Below are 24,240 nucleotides of genomic sequence, written 5' to 3'. Positions count from 1 at the left end.
GGTTTTGCAGTGGGTGGCTTCTCGCTCGAGCTGAACGAAGACCAGACCGACCTGCGCGACTGGGTGCACGGTTTCGCTCGCGACGTGATCAGGCCGGCGGCCTCGGAGTGGGACGAGCGCGAGGAAACGCCGTGGCCGGTGATCCAGGAGGCGGCGAAGATCGGCCTCTACGGCTTCGAGGCCCTCGCGACCTGGTTCGCCGACCCCATCGGGTTGTCGTTGCCCATCGCCACCGAGGAGCTCTTCTGGGGTGACGCCGGCATCGCGTTGTCCCTGATGGGCACCGGTCTGGCCGTAGCCGGCATCTTCGCGGGCGGCGAGCCCGAACAGCTCGCCGAGTGGGTGCCGGAGTGCTTCGGCGACGAGTCGGACCCGAAGCTGGCCGCCTTCTGCGCCTCCGAACCGCAGGCGGGCTCGGACGTGGCCGGCTACCGCACGCGCGCCCGTTACGACGAGGCCACCGACGAGTGGGTGCTGAACGGCCAGAAGGCCTGGGCCACCAACGGCGGCATCGCGAACGTCCACGTGGTCACCGCCGTCGTCGATCCCGCTCTGGGCTCGCGCGGCCAGGCCGGTTTCATCGTTCCGCCCGGCACGCCGGGGTTGTCGTCGCCGGGCAAGATCAAGAAGCACGGCATGCGCGCCTCGCACACGGCCGACGTGTTCCTGGACGACGTGCGGGTGCCCGGGCGCTGTGTTCTGGGTGGCCGGGAGCGGCTGGAGGCACGGCTGGCTCGTGCGCGCGAGGGTCTTCGCGCGGGTGGTCAGGCCGCGATGGCGACGTTCGAGACCACGCGCCCGACCGTTGGGGCGATGGCCGTTGGTGTCGCACGGGCTGCCTACGACTACGCGCTGGAGTACGCGAAGGACCGCGAGGCGTTCGGGCGCAAGATCATCGAGAACCAGTCGATCGCGTTCGACCTCGCCAACATGCGGATGGAGATCGACGCGTCGCGGCTGCTGGTGTGGCGGGCGGCGTGGATGGGGCGCAACAACGTGCCGTTCACCGCGGGTGAGGGCTCGATGTCGAAGCTCAAGGCGTCCGAGGTGTCGGTGTGGGCCACGGAGCGGGCGATCCACATCCTGGGTGGGGCCGGGTACACCCGTGAGCACCCGGTGGAGCGGATGCACCGGGACGCCAAGATCTTCACCATTTTCGAGGGGACTTCGGAGATCCAGCGACTGGTGGTCTCGCGCATGATCTCCGGGATGCAGATCAAATAGAGGTGGTGGCCCGCCGTTCCCCTGCGCCGGCGGGCCACTCGCACCACGTTCCCGGTTCCCGGTTATGGCCCGGTAAACGGGCTGATGGCCCTAGGGTCGCAAGACATGAGACCGTCTCAGCTCCAGTGGGCATCGCTCCTGGTCGTCTTCGTCAACGCGGGTGTCGTCCTCGGCGGATTCGTGACCGGGAGCCCGGTGTTGCCGCGGGCGGCGAACGTCGTGCTGGTGGTGATCTCGGTGGTGCTCATGCTGGTGACGCGGGTGCTGGTCAAAGGCGGGTACAGCTTCGCCGGGATGCTGCGGCCGGCGTGGATGGCCGTGGTGTCCCTGGTCGCGTTCTTCAGTGGTGCCGTGCTCTTCGCGATCCCGTTGCTGACCGGGGAGCAAGACGGCGTGGTGAACCAGCTCGGCTGGGCCGGCCTCGCCCTCGCGTTCGCCGGCGGCACGCTCATGTACGCCGGCATCCGCCGGGGTGAGTCGGCTTAGAGCGGCAGGGCCAGGACCGCGCCGACGCGCTTGAGTTCGCGGCGGTGCACGGCAAGCAGAACCGTGTCGCTGGGGCGGCGGAAGTGCAGCACCACGAAGTTCGGGTGCGGCGGGTCGTGGTCGATGATCTGCTCGACGCGGCCCTCGTCGTCGCTGAAGACGATGCGCTCGTCCCAGATGATCTTGGTGGGGCCGAAGAACAGCTCGCCCTCGTGCCACTCGCCGTCGAGGAAGACGTCGCCGTCGCCGCGCGTGTGGTCGTCGCCCGACGGACCGAAGGCCTCTGCGAGAACTCCCCCGAGAATCTCGAAAAGCACTGACATGACGAACCCCCTTCGTTGCTAAAGGAACGAGCTGGGCGCCCAGCTGGTTCCCGTTGCAGGAGAAGGGCTAGCCGAACGGCTGGCCGGCTTCGCGCAGCCAGGCGCGCTCACGCGAGTGGTCCGGCATCGCGGGCCAGCCGTTGACCTTCGCAATCAGCACCCAGTACCGCTCGGCGCGGGGATCGGCGAAGTCGGAGAGTTCGCGCAGCTTCGCCACGAGGGTCTCGTCGTTCGGCAGGCCCAGTGCCTCCGCCCAGTTGGCGTTCACGCGGTCCACGACCTCGCGGGCCTGTGCGGACTCGGGCGCGATGCCGGCGTCAAGGGCTTCTTTCGCTTGGGCGATCGCGAAATTGAACGCCTCCATCTGGTTCTCCGAGCGCGGACCCATGTCCTCACCGTTGCGGCGGTACTCCTCGTGCTGCCGGGACATCCGCTTGACGGCAGCGCGGAAGTCCGGGTCCTGCACGAGCTTCGCGAGCTCGACCCACGCCTCCAACTGCTCGGTCGACGGGTCGTCCGGCAGCTCGATGCGCACGGACCGCATGTGCTGCTCGAACTGCGGGTCCATCTCGTAGGGGCCGAACACCTCCTCGAAGAAGTCGTCGAGGATCCGCTGGCGCTCCTCGTCCGACATGCGTGCCAACTCGTTCATCAGTTCCATCTCCCCTCCTTTGGCGACGGCGCGCAGCACGGCCCGCCTGAGCCGCAACGTCTTCATCTGCGCGTCGATCGCATCCGCGTGTGCACGCGCCACGTCGGTCACCGACACCTCGCGGGCCAGCACCTTGCCGGCCGTGGGCAGGTCCACGCCCAGGTCTCTGAGCGTGCGGACCAGCCTGAGCCTCGCGACCGCGTCGGCGTCGTAGGTGCGGTAGCCGCCGGTGGTCCTGTCCGCGGGCGGGATGAGGCCCGAGTCGGAGTAGAACCTGATGGTGCGGACGGTGAGTCCGGTCATCCTGGCGAGCTCGCCGATCTGGTAGCGCGTCACGGGACAACTGTGAACCCTCCAGTTGCTGGAGGGTCAACCTGAATAGGGCACGATCACCTGTGTGGGGTCGAACACCTGGCAATACGCGGCTGTGGGGGCACTGGCCGTGGTGTGGCTGCTGTTGCTCGCCCGGCGCTTGAAGCTGCCAGTTCGACGTCGCCGCAAGCGCGAGGCGCAATCGCCGGTCTGGGTGTCGATCATCGGCTGGCTGGTGGTCGCGCTGCTCGTGGCCGCGGCGGCGGGTGGTGGGCTGCTGTGGATCCTCGGCTGGCCGACGATGCCGAAGCAGGCCGCGTTCACCACGACCGAGATGCTGGACCTGCTGAAGATCGGGCTCGCGGTGGTCGCCGGGTTCGGTGGCGTGGTCGCGCTGGCGGTCAACTACCGCAAGCAGCGCGTCACGGAGGCAGCCCACACGCACGCGCTCAACCAGGAGGAACGCGAGCGCACCAAGCTGTTCAACGAACGCTTCAAGGTCGCCGCCGAGCTGCTGAGCGGTGAGCAGCCCGGCCTGCGCATCGCGGGCGTGTCCGCCATGGCCGGTCTCGCGGACGACTGGGAAGCCCAGCGGCAGACGTGCGTCGACGCGTTGATCGACCAGCTGCGGCTGCACGAGGACGACGCCCAGACGGCGAACAAGATCTTCCGCGCCCTGCGCGACCGGCTCGGCACGCATCGCGAGGCGGGACCGTGGTCGGAGCTGAACTTCGACTTCACCGGAGTCCGCTTCGTCGACGCCGACTTCAGCGAGCGCACGTTCACCGGTGCGGTCGTCCTCGACGGTGCCGAGTTCACCGGTGACCACACGTCGTTCGAACGCACCGCGTTCAGGAACACCACGTTGAGCTGCCACGGCACGACGTTCACCAACACCGAGGTGAACTTCCAGGACGCGTACTTCGACTTCGGGGCCATCGAGTTCGTCGGCTGCACGTTCGACCGGACGACCTTGAACCTGCATCGCCTGGACGCGCTCTACAGCAGGATCGACTTCTACCGCAGCACCTTCACCGGCAGCAGCGTCGTCGGGCACGACCTGACCCTGTCGCTGCCGGTGCGGGTGGAGCTGTGCACTTTCCTCGACAGCACCATCGACCTGCGCACGTTCGAGGCCGGCTTCCAAGCCGTGCGCTACGTCGGTGGGGAGCCCGGAGGACTCCCCACCGCGTCGAGCGAACTACCTCAGTAGGTCATCGCGATGCCCGGCTCGGCCAGCAGCGCGCCGACGTCGGCCAGGAACTGCGAACCCTGCTGCCCGTCGACCACGCGGTGGTCGAAGGAGAGCGCGAGCTGGCAGATCTTGCGGACCTTGATCTCGCCGTCGACCACCCACGGCATGTCGCGGATCGCGCCCAGGGCGAGGATCGCGGACTCGCCGGGGTTGAGGATCGGCGTGCCGGTGTCGACGCCGAAGACGCCGACGTTGGTGATCGTGATGGTGCCGTTCATCATGTCGGCCGGCGACGTCTTGCCGTCCCGGGCGACCGTGGCCAGCTCGTCCAGCGCGACCGCGAGTTCCTTCAACGACATGCGGTCGGCGTCGCGGACCTTCGGCACCACCAGGCCGCGCGGCGTCGCCGCCGCGATGCCCAGGTGGACGTAGTCCTTGTAGACGATCTCGTTCGCCGCGGCGTCCCAGGTGGCGTTGACGTCCGGCGTGCGGCGGGCCGCGAGGATGACCGCCTTGGCGCAGAACGCCAGCGGGGTCAGCTTCACGCCGCGGAACTCCGGCGCGTTCTTGAGCTTCGCGCGCAGTTCCATCATCGGGGTCACGTCGACCGTCAGGAACTCGGTGACGTGCGGTGCGGTGAACGCGCTGTCGACCATCGCCTGGGCGGTGGCCTTGCGGACGCCCTTGATGGGCACCCTGCGTTCACGCGTGCCGTTGTCCACATAGGAGGCGGCAGCTGCCGCCGGAGCGGCGGGGGCGGAGACGGCGGTTTCGACGTCCTCGCGGGTGATGACGCCGCCGGGGCCGGAGCCCGTCAGGACGTGCAGGTCGACGCCCAGGTCCTTGGCCAGCTTGCGCACCGGCGGCTTGGCCAGCGGCACGTAACCGCCGGGCGCCACCGGAGCGGGAGCCTGGACCACCGGCGCCGCAACGGGAACCGGAGCAGGAGCGGGAGCCGGCGGGGCCGTGACGGCGGCAGCGGGCGCGGCGTCCTTGCGGGCGCGGCGCTTCGCGGTGCCGGACTTCGGGCCGTAGCCGACGAGCGTCGCGATGCGCCCGCCCGGCATCTCCTCGCCGATCTTGCCGGACGAGGTGCCGTTCGCCTCGGCCGAAGCCGCGACGGGTGCGGGGGCCGCGGGGGCGGCCGCGCCACCGGGGTCGGTGTCGATCGTGATGATCGGGACGCCGACCTCGACGGTCTGGCCGGGCTCGGCCAGCAGCTCGGTCACGACGCCGGCCCACGGGCACGGCAGCTCGACGGCGGCCTTGGCCGTCTCGATCTCGACGATGATCTGGTTGACCGCGACGGTGTCACCCGGCTTCACGTGCCAGGTGAGGATCTCGGCCTCGGTCAGCCCCTCCGCCGTGTCGGGCAGGGGGAATTGCTTGTACTGCGGCATTTCCGGTTGTCCCCTTACCAGGCGAGAGAGCGGTCGACGGCGTGCAGCACCCGGTCGAGGTCGGGGAGGAACTCCTCCTCGAGCTTCGACGGCGGGTACGGGGTGTCGAAACCGGTCACCCGCAGCACCGGTGCCTGCAGGGAGTAGAAGCACTCCTGCTGGACCTTGGCTGCAATCTCGCTGGCGATCGAGGACTCGGACGGCGCCTCGGACACGACGACCAGCCGGCCGGTGCGGCGCACCGACTCGAACACGGGCGCGAGGTCGAGCGGCGACAGCGTGCGCAGGTCGATGACCTCGAGCGACGTGCCGTCCTCTGCGGCCGCGTTGGCGGCGTCCAACGACGTCCGGACCATCGGGCCGTACGCCACCAGCGTCGCGTCGGTGCCGGGACGCAGCACGCGCGACTCGAAGAGCTTGCCGGGCTGGGCCGTGGTGTCGACCTCGCCCTTCTCGTAGTAGCGGCGCTTCGGCTCGAAGAACAGCACCGGGTCGTCGCAGTCGATCGCCTGCTGGATCATCCAGTACGCGTCGGACGGGTTCGAGCACGAGACGACCTTGAGGCCGGCGGTGTGCGCGAAGTACGACTCGGGCGACTCCGAGTGGTGCTCGACGGCACCGATGCCGCCACCGAACGGCACGCGGATCACGATGGGCATCTTGATCTTGCCCTGCGTGCGGTAGTGCAGCTTCGCGACCTGCGACACGATCTGGTCGAAGCCCGGGAAGATGAAGCCGTCGAACTGGATCTCGCACACCGGGCGGTAGCCGCGGATCGCGAGGCCGACGGCGGTGCCGATGATGCCGGACTCCGCGAGCGGCGTGTCGAGCACGCGCTGCTCACCGAAGTCCTTCTGCAGGCCGTCGGTGATGCGGAAGACGCCACCGAGCTTGCCGATGTCCTCGCCCATCATGATGACCTTGGGGTTGGCCTCCATGGCCGCCCGCAGGCCCAGGTTGAGCGCCTTCGAGATCGTGAGCGTCTGCACCGGGGATGCCGGAGCAGCGGCAGAGGAACGGTCCATCGTCGGAGCAGCCATCAGTGCTCACCTCCAGCAAAACCCGAGACGTAGTCGAGGAATTCGTCGCGCTGCGCCTCGAGGTTGGGGTTCCCCTCGGCGTAGACGTTGCTGAAGATCCGTTCAGCGGCCGGGTCGGGCATGTTCGTGCAGAACTCCCGCAGTTCCTCGCCCAGCGCGTCGGCCTCGGCCTCGACGCCCTCGAAGAACTCGCTGTCGGCCCACTGCTGGCGCACGAGGTAGACCTTCACGCGCTCGATCGGGTCCTTGAGCTTCCACATCTCGAGCTCGTCGGACAGCCGGTAGCGGCTCGGGTCGTCGGAGGTGGTGTGCGCGTCCATCCGGTAGGTGAACGCCTCGATCAGGATGGGACCGTTGCCGTGGCGGCACTCGTCGAGCGCCCACTTCGTGACGGCGAGCGTCGCGAGGACGTCGTTGCCGTCGACCCGGATGCCGGGGAAGCCGTAGCCGCGGGCGCGCTGGTAGAGCGGCAGGCGCGACTGGCGTTCGGTGGGCTCGGAGATGGCCCACTGGTTGTTCTGGCAGAAGAAGACGAGCGGCGCGTCGTAGACCGCGGCCCACACGAAGCCCTCGTGCACGTCACCCTGGCTGGTCGCGCCGTCGCCGAAGAAGCACATGGTGGCTTCTCCCTCGTCGTCGCCGACCTTGCCGTCGAACTTCTGGCCCATCGCGTACCCGGCCGCGTTGAGGACCTGGTTGCCGATGACGATCGTGTAGGGGTGGAAGCGCTTCTCGACCGGGTCCCAGCTGCCCATGTCGGTGCCGCGGAAGATGCCGAGCAGGTCGGTCGGCTTGATCCCGCGCGTCCACGCGATGCCGTGCTCGCGGTAGCTGGGGAAGGCCATGTCGGTCTCGCGCATCGCACGGCCGGCGCCGATCTGCGCGGCCTCCTGACCGAGCAGCGGCACCCAGATGCCGAGCTGGCCCTTGCGCTGCAACGCGTTCGCCTCGCGGTCGACGCGGCGGATCAGGACCATGTCGCGGTACAGGCCGCGCAGTTCCTCCGCCGTGATGTCGATGTCGAAGTCGGGGTGGCTGACCCGCTCGCCCTCGGGCGTGAGGAGCTGCACCAGGTCGGCGCCGCCCTCGTCGGTCGCTCGCAAGCCCGCGATCACCTGCTCCGCCGTCGGTTTCGCGGCAGTGGCGGCCGGCGCTGCGTCCGGCTCAGGGTGCGTCCATTGCTCAGGGGACGACATGCGCCTTCTCCTCTGTCTACTCCGACCGCCCGATCGCTCGTGACGACCTCGTGCGGCGACGTCGGCGGTCACCGCCAGCCCTGTGGGGCCGGAGGCAGCCGTCGACGGTGACGGTGGCTTACGACCACATCCTGACACGGCCTCACGCGAGTTGGTGAGACCCGTCCCACTTCGTAACACACGAGTCAACGTTCTGATCAGCGACAACTGTCGGAAGTTCGACCTTTTGTCCTCCGACAGTTGTTGTCCGGAGAACGGACAACACTGTCCCGGTTACCGATCGTTAACTTCGTGCGAGGCCTTTCCCAAGAGGCTACGGACGCGAGCGGAGGCGGAGTCGTGACAGGATCGAGAGGTGGACCGCTCAGTTGTGACCAGCACCGTCAGGACGCTCTGGGACGACGACATCGTCCCGAGCCTGTCTCAGCTCGTCGCCGTGCCGGCGATCTCGCCCGCGTTCGATCCCGCCTGGGAGGAACACGGAGAGTTGGCGGCCGCGATCGACCACGTGAAGGCGTGGATCGCCTCGCGGAACCTGCCAGGCACGTCGCTCGACGTCGTCCAACTGGCGGGACGCACGCCGCTCCTCGTGGTGGACGTGCCCGCGTCCGGTAACTCGGGCGACGACACGGTGTTGCTCTACGGACACCTCGACAAGCAGCCGCCGGTGGGGGGCTGGGGCGAGGGACTGGGCCCGTGGACCCCGGTGCTGCGTGACGGACGTCTCTACGGCCGTGGCGCGGCCGACGACGGTTACTCCGGATATGCCGCAATCGCCGCGATCGAGGCCGTGCGCGCGGCCGGTGGCTCGCACGCCCGGTGCGTCGTGCTGCTGGAGACCGGCGAGGAGTCGGGTTCGCCCGACCTGCCCGCGTACCTGGAGCACCTCTCGGACCGGCTGGGTCGCGTCTCGCTCGTCGTCTGCCTGGACTCGGGCGGCTCCGACTACGACCGCATGTGGCTGACGACGTCGCTGCGCGGCCTCGTGCAGGTCACGGCCACCGTGCGGGTGCTCGACGGCGGCCTGCACTCGGGTATGGCGTCGGGCATCGTACCGTCGTCGTTCCGGATCGCGCGGATCCTGCTCGACCGGATCGAGGACTCGGAGACCGGCGAGATCCTCGTGCCGGAGATGCACGTGGAGATCCCGGCGGGTCGCCTGGCCGAGGTGCGCGAGGCCGTCGAGGCCGCGCCCGGCGCGCTGTGGGACCCGGTGCCGCGCGTTGGCGACCTCAAGCCCATGTCCGACGACGAGGTCGAGCTCGCGCTGAACTCCGGCTGGCGGCCGACCCTGTCCGTCACCGGCGCCGAGGGCCTGCCCCTGCCGGACGACGCGGGCAACGTGCTGCGGCCGTACACCTCCCTCGTGCTCTCCTTCCGCCTGCCGCCGACGGCTTCCGCGTCGGCCGCCCTGGAGGCGGTGCGCCAGAAGCTGACCACCGACGTTCCCTACAACGCGACGGTGGAGCTCTCCCGCGTCGAGTCGGCCGACGGCTGGAACGCGCCCGAGCTGGCACCGTGGCTCTCCGCCGTGCTGGACGAGGCGGGCAAGGAGATCTTCGGCGCGCCGTGGCGGACCGTGTCGCTGGGTGGCTCGATCCCGTTCATGGGGCTGCTGCACGAGGCGTACCCGGACGCGCAGTTCGTGGTGACGGGCGTGATCGGGCCGGACTCGAACTGCCACGTGCCGGACGAGTGGCTGCACCTGGCGCACGCGGCCCGCGTCACCGAGGCGATCGCGCTGGTCCTGGACTCGCACGCGAAGCAGAGCTGAACTCCTCCAGCAGGGCCAGGCCCGTGGCCGGGTTGCTCCCCGCGTAGCGGCGCGCTCTCGCGAGTGCGTCGACCTGCGCGGGGACCACCTCGGCCAGGTCGTCCGTGAAGTGGTCGCGGACGACGGCGAGGAACGCGATCCGCGCCGCCGCCCTGTCCGCGAGGTCCCCGATCGCGGAGTGCTCCTTCGCGTAGGAGGCCTGCACGCGGTCACGCAGGGTGTGCAGGTCCGGATCGGGATCGACGAGCACGCGCAGCAGTTTCGTCACGCCGTCGCGGTCGTCCAACGCTGTCAGCGCGTCGCTCGTCGTCTTGCACACCCTGTCCAGCTCGTCGTCGACCAGCCTCGCGGTCACCGCACCGAGCGATGTGCCACGCGGCTGCCGGACGATCGCGCGGGCCGAGCGGGTGAGCTGCCGCGCGAGTCCCCCGGAGAACGCGTAGGCGAGCGCGACGAACACCTCCGGCAGGCCGTCCACCGACCTGCTGATGAGGCCGCGGGCCAGCTGGAAGTCCAGGTAGTCGACCCGGACGACCTCGTCGAACGAGCTGTCGAAGACGCTGCGCAGGCCCATGCCCGTCAGTTCGAAGTCGTGTTGCGCCTCGGTGGACACCGACATCAGGTAGTAGCAGCCGGGTACGTCGAAAACGGCCTTGATCTCGTTGAGGAACCTGCGGGCGGGCTCACCCGCGCCGATGCGGTCGATCTCGTCGATGGCGATCACCACGCGCACCGGGTCCAGCGCGCGGGCGACGGCGCCTACGAACCCGCGGAAGTCGTCCACCACCTCGGGATAGGTCCGCGGGCGGCCGGTCAGGCTGGTCGCGCGCTTGTGAGCCAGCTCGGCTCCCCGGAACCCGAACTTCCCGCTCGTCTCCCCGGTGAGCGTCTGGACGTAGGCGATGTCCCGGAGTCCGCGCTGCGCCGACCTGGCCAGCCGATCCCGTTCACCGCGCCGGACCCGCCAGCGGCGCCGGACGCCCTTGCCGGCGGTCTCGCGCAGGTGGGCGAGCACCGCGTGGCAGGCCTGCGCGTAGAGGTGCAGGACGAACTCACGGGGGACGTAGTCGACCGGCGCCGCGACCAGCACGCTCAGGTCGGCGACCTGGTCCTGCCCCCGGTAGGCACCCCGGCAGAAGGCCCTCAGCAGGTTGGTCTTGCCGGAACCCCGCGGTCCGGCGAGCGCGAAACTGCCGCCGTCGAGCGTGTCGACCAGCTCGGCCAGCTCCCTGCCGGCCGGCACCGGCTGGTGGCTGATCAGCGACCCGCCCCGGTGCAGGCTCTTCGCATCGCCGAACACCAGCTCGGTGCCGGGGACGACCCGGTCGCCGCCGGACGCGGCGCGCAGCGCGGGCAGCACACCCTCCTGCAGCATCGCCGACCTCCACTCCTCGAGCGCCTGGCGCGCCGCAGCGAACCGGGCGCTGACCATCGGCGGTGACAGCAGCGCGGTGAGAGCCGTGGTCAGGCGGGACACACCCCAGACGATGCCGATCCCGAGTGGCACGGTGGCGAACAACGTGAGCCAGGAGACGGTGATCAGCGCGCCGAAGATCGCGCTGACCACGGCGAGGGTGATGAAGCCCAGCCCGAGGACTCCCCAGAACCACGCGGCCGCCCTCCCGACCGCGTTCGTGTACGAGATCCCCAACGCCACCGCGGCGATCGCGACGACGGGCGCGGTGTCGCGGACGACGGGTATCGCGGGGTTGCCGTTGACCCCGTACTTGAACAACAGCACCGCGAGCACCCACTCCGTCACAGGAATGACGAAGAGCAACAGGCAGCGCCACAGGAACGGGTGCTTCGTCACGAAACCCGAACTCACGACCGAGAGCTTCACGTAGCGGTCTTGTTGGGCACGCGCCGCAGCGACTATCCACGGTTTGGCGTCGCGCAGCACGGCCCGCATCGCCTCGGAACCACCGGGCGGTGCTTCCAGCGCCACCTCGACGGCCTCGTCGAAGACCTCGTCCTCGGTCACCCGTGCATGGTGCGCTCGTTCGGGAACGTCCGAAATGCGCCGAACAGGTCACGCTCCACCCGGCCTTGAGTGAGCTAGGACTCAGCCGAGACGTGGGCCCGACCGGCCGTCCTACCTGGTGTCCCACACTGGGCGGATGGTCGAACATGCGGAACGGGCGCGCCTCGCGGAGTCGGACACCCCGACGTCGCCGTGGCGGCTGTGGGGGCCGTACCTGTCGGGCCGCCAGTGGGGCACGGTCCGCGAGGACTACTCGCCCGAGGGCGACGCGTGGGCCTCGTTCCCGTTCGACCACGCCCGGTCGCGCGCGTACCGGTGGGGCGAGGACGGCATCGCCGGCATCTGCGACGTGCACGGGTTCCTGAACTTCTCCGTGGCCCTGTGGAACAGCAGGGACCCGTTCCTCAAGGAGCGGTACTTCGGCCTCACCAACGAAGAGGGCAACCACGGAGAGGACGTCAAGGAGCACTGGTGGGTGACCGACGGGACGCCCACCCACTCCTGGATGCAGGTGCTCTACCGGTATCCGCAGCGCGAGTTCCCGTACGAGCAGCTCAGGGAGATGGCGCGCAACGCGGGGCGGGAGAACCGCGAGCCCGAGCTGAGCGACACCGGGGTGCTCGACGGGAACCGGTTCTTCGACGTCCAGGTCACCTACGCGAAGGCCGACACGGACGACATCTGCGTCGAGATCAGCGCCACCAACCACGGGTCCGAGGACGCGCCGCTGCACCTCCTGCCGCAGCTGTGGTTCCGCAACACGTGGGCGTGGGGGCGGGACCAACGGCCGTGTCAGCTCGTTGCGAGCACCACGGCCGGACGCAAGGTCACGGCCGATCACGGCAACCTGGGCCGCTACACGCTGCACCTGGACGACTCGCCGTCGATGCTCATGACGGACAACGAGAGCAACGAGGTCGCGCTCTTCGGGGCCGCGCGCAACCCCTCGCCGTGGGTCAAGGACGGCATCTGCGACTACGTGGTGCGCGGCAACACGCGCTCGTGCCAGGTCGTCGGGCCGGACGACGCCGGGACCGCGGGCACGAAGTTCGCGGCCTGGTACTCGTTCGACCCGGTCGAGCCGGGCGAGACGGTGACGGTCAGGCTGCGGCTCGTCGGCGGTGACGGGCACCTCGACCCGTTCGGCCCGAGCTTCGACGAGGTCATGAGCAGCAGGAAGGCCGAGGCCGACGAGTTCCACGACACCATCGCGCCGCAGGCCGGTCCCGAGGAGAGGCACGTGCTGCGGCGCGCGCTCGCGGGTCTCATGTGGACCAAGCAGCACTACCGGTTCCGCACCCGCGACTGGCTCGACGGCGACCCGACCAAGCCCGAAGCGCCGTCCAGCAGGAGAACGGCCAGGGCGCGCAACGTGCACTGGCGCCACCTCGACGTCGCCGACGTCATCTCGATGCCGGACGAGTGGGAGTACCCCTGGTTCGCGGCGTGGGACCTGGCGTTCCACACCATCCCGTTCACGCTGGTCGACCCGGCGTTCGCGAAGGAGCAGCTGCTGCTGTTCTGCCGCGAGTGGATGATGCACCCCAACGGCCAGATCCCCGCGTACGAGTGGGAGTTCGGCGACGTGAACCCGCCGGTGCACGCGTGGGCGGCGCTGCAGGTCTACCGCGCGGACGGCAGCAGGGACCGCGGGTTCCTCGCCAAGGTCTTCCACAAGCTGCTGCTGAACTTCTCCTGGTGGGTCAACCGCAAGGACGCCGACGGCAGCTACCTGTTCGAGGGCGGGTTCCTCGGCATGGACAACATCGGGCCGGTCAACCGGTCCGAGCCGATGCTGGGCGAGTGGCGGCTGGAGCAGTCCGACGCCACCTCGTGGATGGCGGCCTACAGCCTGCACCTCATGCAGATCGCGCTGGAGCTGGCGCGCGACGACGAGTCCTACGAGGACGTCGCCACGAAGTTCGTCGAGCACTTCCTGTCGATCGCGGAGGCGTTCACGCACTTCGGGTCGCACGGCGGCGGGATCTGGCACGACGAGGACGGCTTCTGCTACGACCGCGTCTCACGACGGCGTCCCGATGGCGAGATCGAGTCCGAACCGGTGCGCGTGCGGTCGATGGTGGGCCTCATCCCGTTGCTCGCGTCGGCGGTCTTGGAGCCGTGGGTGCTCAGCGACCTGCACGGCTTCACGAGCCGGTTGGACCACCTGCTCAAGCGCCGGCCCGAACTGCGGCAGTTCATCACCTTCCACTACGAGCGCGGCGCGTTCGTGTCGTTGCTCGACGAGAGCAAGCTCAAGCGCGTGCTGCACCGGATGCTCGACGAGCAGGAGTTCCTGTCGCCGCACGGGATCCGCTCGCTCAGCGCCGCCCACCGCGAGGGCCTGGAGGTCAAGGTCGCGGGCCAGGACCACCGCATGGGCTACGAGCCGGGCGAGTCGCACACGCCGATGTTCGGCGGCAACTCCAACTGGCGCGGCCCGATCTGGCTGCCGACCAACGCGCTGCTGGTGGAGGCGTTGCGGACGGTCTGCGCGTTCCACGACGGCATGTTTCAAGTCGAGATGCCGACGCACTCCGGGCGCTGGGTCACCGCGGGCGCCGTCGCGGACGAGCTCTCGGACCGCCTCGTCGGGCTGTTCCTTCCCGACCAGGACGGGCGCAGGCCGTCGGACGGCAAACGCGTCGAAGCGTCCGAATCACCTCTTTGGCGCAGTCACGTCACCTTCAGCGAGTACTTCGACGGCGACACCGGTGAGGGTCTAGGAGCCACTCACCAGACCGGGTGGACGGCTCTGGTGGCGGGTCTGTTGACCGAAAGAACACGCTGACCAGCACTGTCGTGATCAAATCCTGATCAAGGAGACACTCGCGTATCGTAATCATTCGTGTGCAATACGTGAAGAAGTTGTGTGATCTGAGCCAACCGGCGCAAGATTTTGTGATCAGAAAGCCGATTTGACGCAAAATCGTTGCAAGGGAGTGGCCTGTAACACGCACGTGCTGTCCACCACGTCACCCGAGTGGCAGGATCCCGTTCACTCGTCCGCGACAGTTACGAGGAGTGACGCAGTGGCTCGTCGACCCAGGCACGTGCTCGCCCTGCTGCCCGCAGCGGCCCTAGCGCTGACCGCGCTCGCCGGTTGCGCGACGAGCACCAACAGCGGTGGAGGCACCACCGACGGTGGCATCAAGCTTGTCAAGGAAGGCAAACTCGTCACCTGCACGCACCTTTCCTACAAGCCGTTCCAGTTCACCGAAGGCGACAAGACCGTCGGCTTCGACGTCGACCTGGTGGACCTGATCGCCAAGGACCTCGGTGTCACGCAGGAGATCTTCGACACCCAGTTCGAGACGATCACCTCCGGTGCGAGCTTCAACGCCAACCAGTGCGACCTCGCGGCCGCCGGTATGACGATCAAGGAAGAGCGCAAGCAGGCGATCGACTTCTCCGACCCGTACTTCGAGGCCACGCAGGCGCTGCTGGTCAAGAAGGACTCGCCGATCAAGGCGCTGGCGGACCTCAAGGGCAAGAAGATCGGCGTCCAGCAGGACACCACCGGTGAGATCTACGCCAACGAGAACAAGGCCGCCAACGGCTACGAGGTCATCCAGTTCGAGGACCTCCCGCTGATGGAGACCGCCGTGCGCACCGGCGCCGTCGACGCCGCGATCAACGACAACGGCGTGCTCCTGGACTACGCCAAGGAGTTCCCGGACACCGTCGTGTCGGCCGAGTTCAACACGAACGAGCAGTACGGCATCGGCATCAAGAAGGGCAACACCGCCCTGGCCGAGAAGGTCAACGCCGTGTTGAAGAAGGCCAAGGAAGACGGCACGTACGACACGATCTACGAGAAGTGGTTCGGCAAGAAGCCGGAGAAGAAGTAGCGATCTCGAGCTGACGGGGCGGCGGACGACGCCGCCCCGTTCGCGTTCCGAACCACATCCGCTAGGAGTCAGAATGGCGCTGTCGAAGCGCAAGCGGGCTGAGTACTTCCGGTACTCGCAGTACACGCTGCTCGCCGTCATCGCCGTCGTGATCGCGTTCCTCGCCGACTGGGAGCAGATCCGCACGGCGTTCTTCAACTTCAAGACGATGGGGGAGATGTTCCCCAACGTCATCACCATCGCGTTGAAGAACACGCTCATCTACACCGCGCTCGGCTTCGCGTTCGGCCTCGGGCTGGGCCTCGTCCTCGCGCTGATGAAGCTGTCGTCCATCGCGCCGTACCGGTGGATCGCGACCGTCTACATCGAGTTCTTCCGCGGCATCCCGGCTCTGCTGGTGTTCATCGGCCTGGCGTTCGGCGTGCCGCTCGCGTTCCAGATCCAGTTCGACATCTACTCCACGGTCATGCTGGCGCTCGGCATCGTCGGTGCCGCCTACATGGCCGAGACCATCCGCGCCGGCATCCAGGCCGTGCCGAAGGGCCAAGTCGAGGCCGCGCGCTCGCTCGGCATGTCGCAGGGCCGCGCGATGATCACCATCGTGATCCCGCAGGCGTTCCGGATCATCCTGCCGCCGCTCACCAACGAGCTGATCCTGCTGACCAAGGACTCCTCGCTGATCTACATCATCGGACTGGCCCGCGACCAGTACGAGCTGACGAAGTTCGGGCGGGAGACGCTGAGCCGCAGCCCGTCCCTCACCCCGATCCTCGTGGTCGGCCTCTGCTACCTGATCATCACGTTGCCCCTCGGGTACCTTTCCCGGTACCTGGAGCGCCGCTCCGGCGGGAAGAAGGTGTCCGTCCTGTGAGCGAGATCAGTGTCGAGATCACCGGGCTCAAGAAGTCGTTCGGTTCGCTGGACGTGCTCAAGGGCATCGACGTCACGGTCAACCGCGGCGACGTGGTCTGCATCATCGGCCCGTCGGGTTCGGGCAAGTCGACCCTGCTGCGCTGCGTGAACCTGCTCGAGGAGCCGAACGACGGCAAGATCGTCGTCAACGGCGTCGAGCTGACCGACCCGGACGTCGACATCGACCAGGCGCGCACGAAGATCGGCATGGTCTTCCAGTCGTTCAACCTGTTCGCGCACCTCAACGTCCTCGCGAACCTCACGGTCGCGCAGCGCAAGGTGCTCAAGCGCGGCGAGAAGGAGGCGCAGGAGATCGCCCTGCGCAACCTCGACCGGGTCGGCCTGAAGGAGAAGGCCAACTCGATGCCCGCGCAACTCTCCGGCGGCCAGCAGCAGCGCGTGGCGATCGCCCGCGCGCTGTCGATGGACCCGGACGTGATGCTGTTCGACGAGCCCACCTCGGCGCTCGACCCCGAGCTCGTCGGTGACGTCCTGGGCGTCATGCGCCAGCTCGCCGACGAGGGCATGACGATGCTGGTCGTGACGCACGAGATGCAGTTCGCCCGCGAGGTCGCCGACAAGGTGATCTTCATGGACGGCGGCTACATCGTCGAGGAGGGCCCGGCGGCCGAGGTGATCGGCAACCCGCAGGAGCCGCGCACGCAGGAGTTCCTGGCGCGCGTTCTGGACCCGACGCACCAAGGCCCGAAGGACTAGGTCCTGTGTCGAAGTCTGGTTCGATGAGAGGTGCGCTCGAGGTGGTTTCTGGTGGTGCGGCCGGGACGGCCGCGTACCGGTGTTGTACGTGGTCGTCCCGGCCGTGCCGCCAGGGGCCGCCTCGGGCCCGGCTGTCGCGGATCCGACTTCGACACAGGACCTAGGTCCGAACCTCGTGGCGAGGGGGAAGGTCGCCGCGGCCGACGTGCTGCGGGGCCTGTTGGGGGAGAACGAGAACGCCGGCGGTGGCGGGTGGAGGTTGCCTCGGCGCAAGCCGAGCACCCCGCCCGTCATCCGCGTGGTGGACCGGGTGGTCACCGACGTGCTCGACCTGCGCGCGGTCGAGGTGCCGTACGTGCTGGAGTTCGAGCGCTGCCAGTTCGAGGCGGCCCCGGACCTGCGGCAGGCCAACCTGGCGGGCATCTCGTTCAGCGACTGCGACCTGCCGGGCCTCGAGGCGCGGAACCTGAGCAGCAGCAACGACGTCTCGTTGCTCGACTGCAGGGTGTCCGGGCTGACCGACCTCACCGACGCCGAGATCGCGGGCTCGGTCCTGTTGCGGGACACCAGGTTCAGCGTGCCGGGCGGGCTGTGCCTGCACGGTGACCGGCTGACCGTCGCGGGCGCGCTGCTCGGGTTCGGGATCATCACCGAGGGCGAGGTGCGGTTCGCGGGCGCGCGCATCGGCGGCAACGTCAACCTCGGCAGCGCCGTGCTGGAGAACGCCGACGGGTTCACGTTGAACGGCAACGGCATGCAGGTCGGTGGCAACTTCCTGGGCGCGTTCACCTCGCACGGCGTGGTCTTCCTGGCCAACGCGCGCATCAGCTCCACGCTGTCGTTGAGCGGCGCCGTCCTCTCCCGCGGCTCGGACTTCAAGGACACCGACGACCCGCACGCCGACCCGTCCGCGACGCTCTTCCTGGACCGCGTGCACGTCTCGGGTGATCTCGAACTGGACCGCGGTTTCACGAGCCGGGGCACGATCCGCGCTGTGAGTGCGCACATCGGTGGCACGTTCTCGTTGGCAGGGGCGGTTCTGGACGCCGTGTCGCCTCCCGCCGTCGGCACCGACCCGACCGGCTCCGGACGCGCGTTGCACGTCGACGGCACGGAGATCGGCGGGGACGTCGTCGGGCGCCGGGTGAAGGTCAAGGGCCAGCTGCGGATGGTCGACACGCACGTGCGCGGCAGCATCACGCTCGAACGGGCCACCGTGGACAACCCGGCCGCCGACGCCGTGCTGGCCAACCGGTCCCAGATCGGCAGCAACTTCGTGGTGCGCGAGTCGGACGTCGCCGGCGGCCTGGAACTGCGCGGCATCACCGTCGGCGCGAACCTCGACCTGCGCGGCAGCAGGCTGACCAGCCCGGGCACGTACCGGCACCAGCCGCGGGAGAAGCCTTCGCTCGACATCGGTGGCGCCACGATCGGCCGTGACCTCATCTGCGCACGCGGTGAGAAGGAGTTCGTCGCGCATGGCGGCGTGCGGTGCCGTCGTGCCGTCATCGGTCGTATGGCGAACTTCAACGGCGCGGTGCTCGGGTACAAGCTCGACAGCCACGCGTTGAACGCGATGGGCATGCAGGTGCAGGAGCTGATGCTCAACGTCGTGTCGCCGCCCAAGGGCCTGGTGACGTTGCGACAGGCGCGGTGCACCTCGTTGGACGACAACGAGAACTTCTGGAGCGCCACGGGGTACATCGACCTCGACGACTTCCGCTACGACTCCCTCGCGTACCCCATCGACCTGCGCGACGACGACCAGGTGCAGCAACGGCTGCGCTGGCTGCGGCAGGCCATGCGGCGCAGCTACCACCCGCGCCCGTACGACCAGTTCGCCGAGATGCTGACCGCGGCCGGCAACGAGGAGCACGCCTCGACCGTGCTGATCGAGAAGCAACGCCTGCGGTACAAGGCGGTCGCCGAGGGCATGCGGTTCTTCGGACCGTTGGTGCTGCTGTGGAGCTTCCTGCAACGGTCGATGGTCGGCTACGGCTACCGCCCGGCGCGGGCGCTCGGGTGGCTGATCGCGGCGTGGGTCGTGGGCAGCCTGTGGTTCCAGTTCAAGGGGCCGCTGGTCGAGATCAACGACGACGACCACCTGCCGTGGAACGCGTGGCTCTACACGATCGACCTGGTGGTGCCGATCGTCGATTTCGGCAACAAGAACCGCTGGCAGACGCCGGGCGCGTCGCAGTGGATCGCGTCGGGGCTGATCGTGACGGGCTGGATCCTCGCCACGACGGTCGCCGCCGGTCTCACCCGCATGCTCAAGCGCTAGCTTTCGCCCCCATCGGGGAATTCCTCCGGGAGCGGAACAGTGGTGCGATCGTGTGGTGATCGCCGCCGAGTCGACCGAGCTGTTCGTCGGGCCTCGGACCGCGCTGCTGCAGGTGGTGCGGCTGAGTGCGCCCCTTCTTACGGGACCGGTGCACGCGCACGTGTCCGGGCCCGGGCTGCGTTCGCCGCGGCACGGCGGTTCGCTGGTGCACGGGCCGTTCGGCTACGAGCTCGGCGTTGACGTCTCCGAGCACCCTCCTGGCGCCGTGCTGCCCGCTCAGGTCGTGGTGCGGTCTTCGGCCGGCGAGGAGACCTGCGCGTTCTCGCTGGTCGTGGGCTCGCCGGGGTGGACCGTGCACCTCGTCGGGCACGTTGCGGCCGATGCGCCGTTCGCCGCTCTGCGGGCCCATCTGGACCTGGCGCTGACGGACCGCGCGTACCGGTTCGCCGTGACGTCGGTGGAGTTGTTGCAGCCCTACTGGGACACGTTCCCGGAGCACCGCGCGCTGCTGTTGCGGCTGGTCGCCGAAGGGCGGGTCGAGGTCGTCGGGGCCGAGTCCACTGTGGTCGGTGTGCAGCCGGTGCTGTCCTCGCTGCCAGCGGGGTTGCCGCTGCGGGGTTCGCTGGCCGAGGCCTCGCGGGCGGTCTACTCGTCGTTCCTGCGGCTGCGGGCCGGGGCCGCCGCGCCGCACGTGATGTTGCCGGTCGGGGACGCCCGGGAGGCTCCTGACCCGTTGGTGATGGCGATCCATCACGACTGGAGCGCGCGCTACACCTGGCCTCGGGTCGTCTGTTCGTTGCCGCGCGACTACTACGTCCGCGGCTCTGTGCCCGTACCTCGTGTTGCGGAGGACGACTCGCCTGCTGCTGTGTTCGCTTCGCACGCGTGTCGGCTGACCGGGGCCGCGTTTCCCGTCGCCGCCCTCTCCCGTGCTGCCGTCGCGCACCCTCGGGAGGCCTTCGACCTGCAGTCCGAGGTGGTGTCGCGGTCTTTGCGGGCGTTGACGTCCACTGTGGAGTCTTCGGTGGTCGTGTGGAACCCGACGGCCTCTGCTTGCACCGACATCGTGTCCGTGCACCTGCCGTGCGCGCGCAACGTGCACGTCGAGTCCGACGGGGTCGTATTGCCCACGTTGGTCGACGGTGTCACCGTGACGTTCCTGGCGCGTGACGTGCCAGCGCGCGGATGGCGCACCTACTCGTTGGTCGAGGACGATGTCGACCACGGCTGGAAGCGCGGCTACGGCACTGAGATCGCGTCCACTCACTACGTGCTGTCGTACGACCCGATCGCCTCCCTCGTCGCCGTGGACGGTCCTGTGCTGGAGGCGCCTCATCTCGTCGGCCCGATCAGCGTGTGGCACAGCGAGGTCGGCGAGAAGATGGTCGGCTCCACGACCGTCGTGCTGTGGAACGGGGTCGGGCACCTGGGTCCGTCCGCGTTGGTGGGCGTGCTCGGCTCGCGGTCGCCTTCGTGCGGCACGCTGCCGTCCGTCGCGTCCCGGCTGACGTCGGCCGGCCCCGCGCTGGGACCCGCGTCGCCCGAGGTGACACCGGTGTTCGCGCGCTATTGGCTGCACGAGCCGGCACCGTTGGGCGGGCTGCCCGCGAACGTCCGCATCGAGGTGCTCGGCCCCGCGTTGCTGCGGGTGGTGGTCGTGTCGGACGGTGAGGCGTTCTCGGGTGTCGTCCGGCTCTCGCTGCCGCCGGGGTGGTCGGCGTCGTGGGACTCGATGCCGGTGTCGGTGCCGGCGGGCGGCCACGTGTCCGCGGAGGTGCGGCTGGTCGCTCCACGCACGCCCGGCTGCCACCCGGTGCGCGCGGTGCTGGAGGGCCTGCCGTTCGAGGTGTACGACGTGGCGTTGCTGGGGGTGCCCGAGTGGGACGGCGACGATCCCGTCGAGGTGCTGTGGGTGGCGTCGACGCCTTCTCCGGTCTCGGTGCGGCCGGGCGGGTCGGCGTTGGTGCGGGTCGTCGTGGCGTCCGGCGCGCACGGCGACCTGCCCGTGCAGGCACGTCTGTTGTCGCCGCGCCCGACGTGGGAGCTCGTAGGCCCGTTCTGCGTGGGCGGCCTGCTCCCGGCGCAGGGCCGGCTGCCGCTCGACTTCACCTTCGAGGCACCGCCGTGGGCCACGCCGGGCAGGTGGTCGGCCGTGGTCCGCGTCACGGCGGGCTCGCTCGTCAGGACCACTGCGCCCATCCGCCTCGAAGTGGCTGATTAAGCTGGTCCACCGTGACTGATCTGGTGCTGGCACTGGACTTCGGCGGCACCAAGATCGCCGCCGCCCTGGTGGACCCGTCCGGTGTCGTGGTGCGGTCCTCCCGCGTGCCGACGCCGCCCACCGACACGTGGGACGCCGTCGTGTCGGTGATCGCGTCCGTGGTCGAGGACACCGCCGTGGCGGGCGTGGGCATCGCCTCCGCGGGCCCCGTCGACACCACGACCGGCACCGTCTCCCCGATCAACGTGCCGATGTGGCAGAACTTCCCGCTGCGCGCCTCGATCGCCTCCCTGTTCCCCGGCGTCCCGGTGGAACTGGCGGGCGACGGCGTGTGCATGGCGCTGGGCGAACACTGGCGCGGCGCCGGCCAGGGCAGCGGCTTCATGGTCGGCCTGGTCGTGTCGACCGGCGTCGGCGGCGGCCTCGTGCTGGACGGACGCCCCTTCGGCGGCCGCACCGGCAACGCGGGCCACATCGGCCACGTCGTGGTGGAGCCCGACGGCGAACCCTGCACGTGTGGCGGTCGCGGGTGCGCGGAGACCGTGGCGGGCGGACCGCGCATGGTGGCGTGGGCCCGCCGCGCCGGCTGGCAGGCGCCGGAGCACGCCGATGCGGCATTGCTGGCCGCTGCCGCTCTGGCCGGTGAGGAGATCCCGCAGGTCGCGTTCGAGCGGGCCGGGCGGGCCGTCGGGATGGCGATCGCCGGGGCGGCTGCGGTGTGCGACCTCGAGTTGGCCGTGGTCGGGGGTGGGGTGGCGCAGGCCGGGGAGTTGTTGTTCGAGCCGGTTCGGCGGACCTTGAAGGCTCACGCGGGGTTGTCGTTCTTGGACGGGTTCGAGGTCCGGGCCGCCGAGTTGGGTGGCGAGGCGGGGCTGGTGGGGGCCGCGGCGCTGGTGCGTCAGGCGGGCTGACGCCGGCAGGTGCGCCAAGCTGCCACAAGAGTCGGCGGCAGGGGCCGCTCTGCTGCGGGGCGCGGTTGGGCGGCGTGCGCGGTAAAGCTGGGGTGGCGAGGCGCGCCGGTTCCGGTGCGCGGGTGCCGGTTGCGGTGCGGTCAGGCCGGCTGGCGCGTGTGGCGGAGCGGCGACCCCACGCGGGCCACCGCCACGCCCGCCGACTCCAGTGCCGCGCGGACCGCGCGGGCGATCTCCACCGCGCCTGGCGTGTCGCCGTGCACGCAGATCGAGTCCGCCTGGACGCGGACCGGGCGGCCGGAGACGCTGCGGACCCAGCCCTCCGTTGCCAGCTGCACGCAGCGGGCTGCGATCTCGGCCGGGTCGCGTAGTACCGCGCCTGGTTCGCCTCGTGGGACCAGGGCGCCCGAGGGTGTGTACGCGCGGTCTGCGAACGCCTCGTGCCACACGCGCAGGCCCGCCACCGCGGCTCGCTTCAGCCACACCGCGCCTGGTGCTCCCAGGACCGCCAGCGTCGGGTCGAAGAGGCGGACCGCGTCCACCACGGCGTCTGCCTGGGCCTCGTGGCGGAACAGGGCGTTGTAGAGGGCGCCGTGTGGTTTGACGTACGAGACGCGGGTGCCTGCGGCGCGGGCGAAGGTCGACAGGGAGCCCAGTTGGGCCAAGACCTCGTTCGTGAGGGTGTCTGGAGCCACGTCGATGAAGCGGCGGCCGAAGCCCGGTAGGTCTCGGTAGCCGACGTGGGCGCCTATGGCCACTCCTGCCGACGCGGCGGAGGCGCAGGTCTCGCGCATCGTGTCCGGGTCGCCCGCGTGGTGGCCGCAGGCGATGTTCGCGCTGGTGACGACCGCCAGCAGCGCCTTGTCGTCGCCCAGGGTCCAGTGGCCGAAGCCCTCGCCCAGGTCCGCGTTCAGGTCCATGGCCGTCCTCCCCCGAGCTGCGCATGTGTTGACTTGTAGGATTGTTGAACGATTCTACGATAGTGCAATCGAACGATCCTGCAAATAGACTTCTCAGGTGACCGAGACGTGGGTGTCGACGCTGGCTCAGGGCAAGGCCGACCTGGAGCGCGCCAGCACCGCGCAGAAGGTCGCCGACATGCTGCGGGAGCGGGTGCTCGACGGTGAGCTGGAACCGGGCCTGCGCCTGAGCGAGGAAGCGATCGGCGGCGCGCTCGGCGTCAGCCGCAACACGCTGCGCGAGGCGTTTCGGCTGCTCACCCGCGACCGGATCCTGGTGCACGAGCACAGCCGCGGCGTCTTCGTCCGCCGCCCCACCAGCGACGACGTCCGCGACCTCTACGCCGCCCGCCGCGCGATCGAGTGCGGCGCCCTCCGCCTGTGGAACGACGTCACCGAGGCCCGGCGGGAGGCCGTGCGGGCGCCGGTCCGCCAGGCCGTGGCCAGGGCCGAGAAGAACGACTTCAGCAAGACCGGCACCGCCAACATCCAGTTCCACCGCGGCATCGTCGGCCTCGCGGGCAGCGCGCGGCTCAGCGACGAGTCCGACCGGCTCTTCGCCGAGCTCATGCTCGCGTTCCGCGTCGCCCGCGAGATGGACGCCTTCCACCAGACGTACCTGCCGTGGAATCGCAGGATCGTGGAATTGTTGAACAAGGGGACTGTGGAACAGGCGGTCCTGCAGCTCGACGAGTACTTCGACGCCGCCGAACGAGACCTCGCCAGCCGTCTGTCGGCGGATTAGTCCAAAGAGAACGTTAAGCCGAAGACAACGATTGCAATCTCTAGGCTGACGCCA

Annotated in this window: 19 protein-coding genes; 12 read left to right on the top strand and 7 right to left on the bottom strand. The window is 69.3% G+C overall.

Features of this window, described 5'->3' with window-relative positions; translation table 11 throughout:
- The first annotated feature begins 9 nt into the window (after positions 1-9).
- Both ND450_RS33265 and ND450_RS33260 read left to right on the top strand, forming a co-directional pair.
- Entirely contained in the window at positions 10-1,224 is a 1,215-nt protein-coding gene (locus tag ND450_RS33265) for an acyl-CoA dehydrogenase family protein (RefSeq protein ID WP_089918473.1), read from the top strand.
- A gap of 105 nt (positions 1,225-1,329) precedes the next feature.
- On the top strand, positions 1,330-1,710 hold the full coding sequence (locus ND450_RS33260; protein ID WP_253322292.1) for a hypothetical protein: 381 nt from the start codon (positions 1,330-1,332) through the stop codon (positions 1,708-1,710).
- Here ND450_RS33260 and ND450_RS33255 read toward each other — a convergent pair.
- Together ND450_RS33255 and ND450_RS33250 are read right to left on the bottom strand one after the other, a co-directional pair.
- On the bottom strand, positions 1,707-2,033 hold the full coding sequence (locus ND450_RS33255) for a hypothetical protein (protein ID WP_253322291.1): 327 nt from the start codon (positions 2,031-2,033) through the stop codon (positions 1,707-1,709). The two genes, ND450_RS33260 and ND450_RS33255, sit on opposite strands and share 4 nt — an antisense overlap.
- Positions 2,034-2,100: 67 nt before the next feature.
- A complete protein-coding gene (locus tag ND450_RS33250; RefSeq protein WP_253322290.1) occupies positions 2,101-3,021 on the bottom strand; it encodes a MerR family transcriptional regulator in 921 nt (306 codons plus the stop codon).
- Positions 3,022-3,082: 61 nt separating this feature from the next.
- Between ND450_RS33250 and ND450_RS33245 the strand changes: the two genes are divergently transcribed.
- On the top strand, positions 3,083-4,210 hold the full coding sequence (locus ND450_RS33245; RefSeq protein ID WP_253322289.1) for a pentapeptide repeat-containing protein: 1,128 nt from the start codon (positions 3,083-3,085) through the stop codon (positions 4,208-4,210).
- On the opposite strand, the gene ND450_RS33240 is transcribed toward ND450_RS33245, so the two are convergent.
- Genes ND450_RS33240 through pdhA form a run of 3 tightly spaced genes read right to left on the bottom strand, consistent with a single transcriptional unit; the run spans position 4,204 to position 7,828 of the window.
- Positions 4,204-5,592, bottom strand: coding sequence for a dihydrolipoamide acetyltransferase family protein (locus ND450_RS33240; RefSeq protein WP_253322288.1), 1,389 nt, complete (start codon positions 5,590-5,592; stop codon positions 4,204-4,206). The genes ND450_RS33245 and ND450_RS33240 overlap by 7 nt on opposite strands.
- A 14-nt stretch (positions 5,593-5,606) precedes the next feature.
- Complete coding sequence (locus ND450_RS33235) at positions 5,607-6,632, bottom strand: alpha-ketoacid dehydrogenase subunit beta (protein WP_253322287.1); 1,026 nt, start codon at positions 6,630-6,632, stop codon at positions 5,607-5,609.
- A complete protein-coding gene (gene pdhA, locus ND450_RS33230; protein ID WP_253322286.1) occupies positions 6,632-7,828 on the bottom strand; it encodes a pyruvate dehydrogenase (acetyl-transferring) E1 component subunit alpha in 1,197 nt (398 codons plus the stop codon). The genes ND450_RS33235 and pdhA overlap by 1 nt, the downstream gene beginning before the upstream one ends.
- Before the next feature lie 355 nt (positions 7,829-8,183).
- On the opposite strand from pdhA, the gene ND450_RS33225 reads away from it, so the two are divergent.
- Positions 8,184-9,602: a M20/M25/M40 family metallo-hydrolase gene (locus ND450_RS33225; RefSeq protein WP_253322285.1), complete on the top strand. Its 1,419-nt coding sequence runs from the start codon at positions 8,184-8,186 to the stop codon at positions 9,600-9,602.
- Here the strand turns inward: ND450_RS33225 and ND450_RS33220 are convergent.
- Positions 9,553-11,586, bottom strand: a complete 2,034-nt coding sequence (locus ND450_RS33220) for a hypothetical protein (protein ID WP_253322284.1) — start codon at positions 11,584-11,586, stop codon at positions 9,553-9,555. The two genes, ND450_RS33225 and ND450_RS33220, sit on opposite strands and share 50 nt — an antisense overlap.
- Before the next feature lie 136 nt (positions 11,587-11,722).
- On the opposite strand from ND450_RS33220, the gene ND450_RS33215 reads away from it, so the two are divergent.
- The 7 genes from ND450_RS33215 (at position 11,723) to ND450_RS33185 (ending at position 22,482) form a co-directional block, all read left to right on the top strand.
- Positions 11,723-14,377 (top strand): glucosidase, encoded by a 2,655-nt coding sequence (locus tag ND450_RS33215; protein WP_253322283.1) that lies wholly within the window; start codon positions 11,723-11,725, stop codon positions 14,375-14,377.
- 241 nt (positions 14,378-14,618) lie between these two features.
- The gene (locus ND450_RS33210; RefSeq protein WP_253322282.1) at positions 14,619-15,437 is read left to right on the top strand and encodes a transporter substrate-binding domain-containing protein; all 819 of its coding nucleotides are present in this window, start codon (positions 14,619-14,621) and stop codon (positions 15,435-15,437) included.
- A 73-nt stretch (positions 15,438-15,510) separates the two neighbouring features.
- Positions 15,511-16,308 (top strand): amino acid ABC transporter permease, encoded by a 798-nt coding sequence (locus ND450_RS33205; protein WP_089918445.1) that lies wholly within the window; start codon positions 15,511-15,513, stop codon positions 16,306-16,308.
- Positions 16,305-17,066, top strand: coding sequence for an amino acid ABC transporter ATP-binding protein (locus tag ND450_RS33200; protein ID WP_253322281.1), 762 nt, complete (start codon positions 16,305-16,307; stop codon positions 17,064-17,066). Before ND450_RS33205 ends, ND450_RS33200 begins: the two co-directional genes overlap by 4 nt.
- 175 nt (positions 17,067-17,241) lie before the next feature.
- A complete protein-coding gene (locus ND450_RS33195; protein ID WP_253322280.1) occupies positions 17,242-19,350 on the top strand; it encodes a hypothetical protein in 2,109 nt (702 codons plus the stop codon).
- Between the two features lie 52 nt (positions 19,351-19,402).
- Entirely contained in the window at positions 19,403-21,571 is a 2,169-nt protein-coding gene (locus ND450_RS33190; RefSeq protein ID WP_253322279.1) for an NEW3 domain-containing protein, read from the top strand.
- Positions 21,572-21,582: 11 nt separating this feature from the next.
- Positions 21,583-22,482: an ROK family protein gene (locus tag ND450_RS33185; RefSeq protein ID WP_253322278.1), complete on the top strand. Its 900-nt coding sequence runs from the start codon at positions 21,583-21,585 to the stop codon at positions 22,480-22,482.
- Positions 22,483-22,622: 140 nt separating this feature from the next.
- Here ND450_RS33185 and ND450_RS33180 read toward each other — a convergent pair whose 3' ends face one another.
- Positions 22,623-23,402 (bottom strand): LamB/YcsF family protein, encoded by a 780-nt coding sequence (locus tag ND450_RS33180; protein WP_253322277.1) that lies wholly within the window; start codon positions 23,400-23,402, stop codon positions 22,623-22,625.
- A 97-nt stretch (positions 23,403-23,499) separates the two neighbouring features.
- Here ND450_RS33180 and ND450_RS33175 point away from each other — a divergent pair, with 97 nt between their 5' ends.
- On the top strand, positions 23,500-24,186 hold the full coding sequence (locus ND450_RS33175; protein ID WP_253322276.1) for a GntR family transcriptional regulator: 687 nt from the start codon (positions 23,500-23,502) through the stop codon (positions 24,184-24,186).
- Positions 24,187-24,240 lie beyond the last annotated feature (54 nt).

Source organism: Lentzea sp. HUAS12 (assembly GCF_024125735.1).
In the GTDB taxonomy this organism is placed as follows: domain Bacteria; phylum Actinomycetota; class Actinomycetes; order Mycobacteriales; family Pseudonocardiaceae; genus Lentzea; species Lentzea albida.
This window is presented reverse-complemented; position numbering and strand designations above follow the sequence as displayed.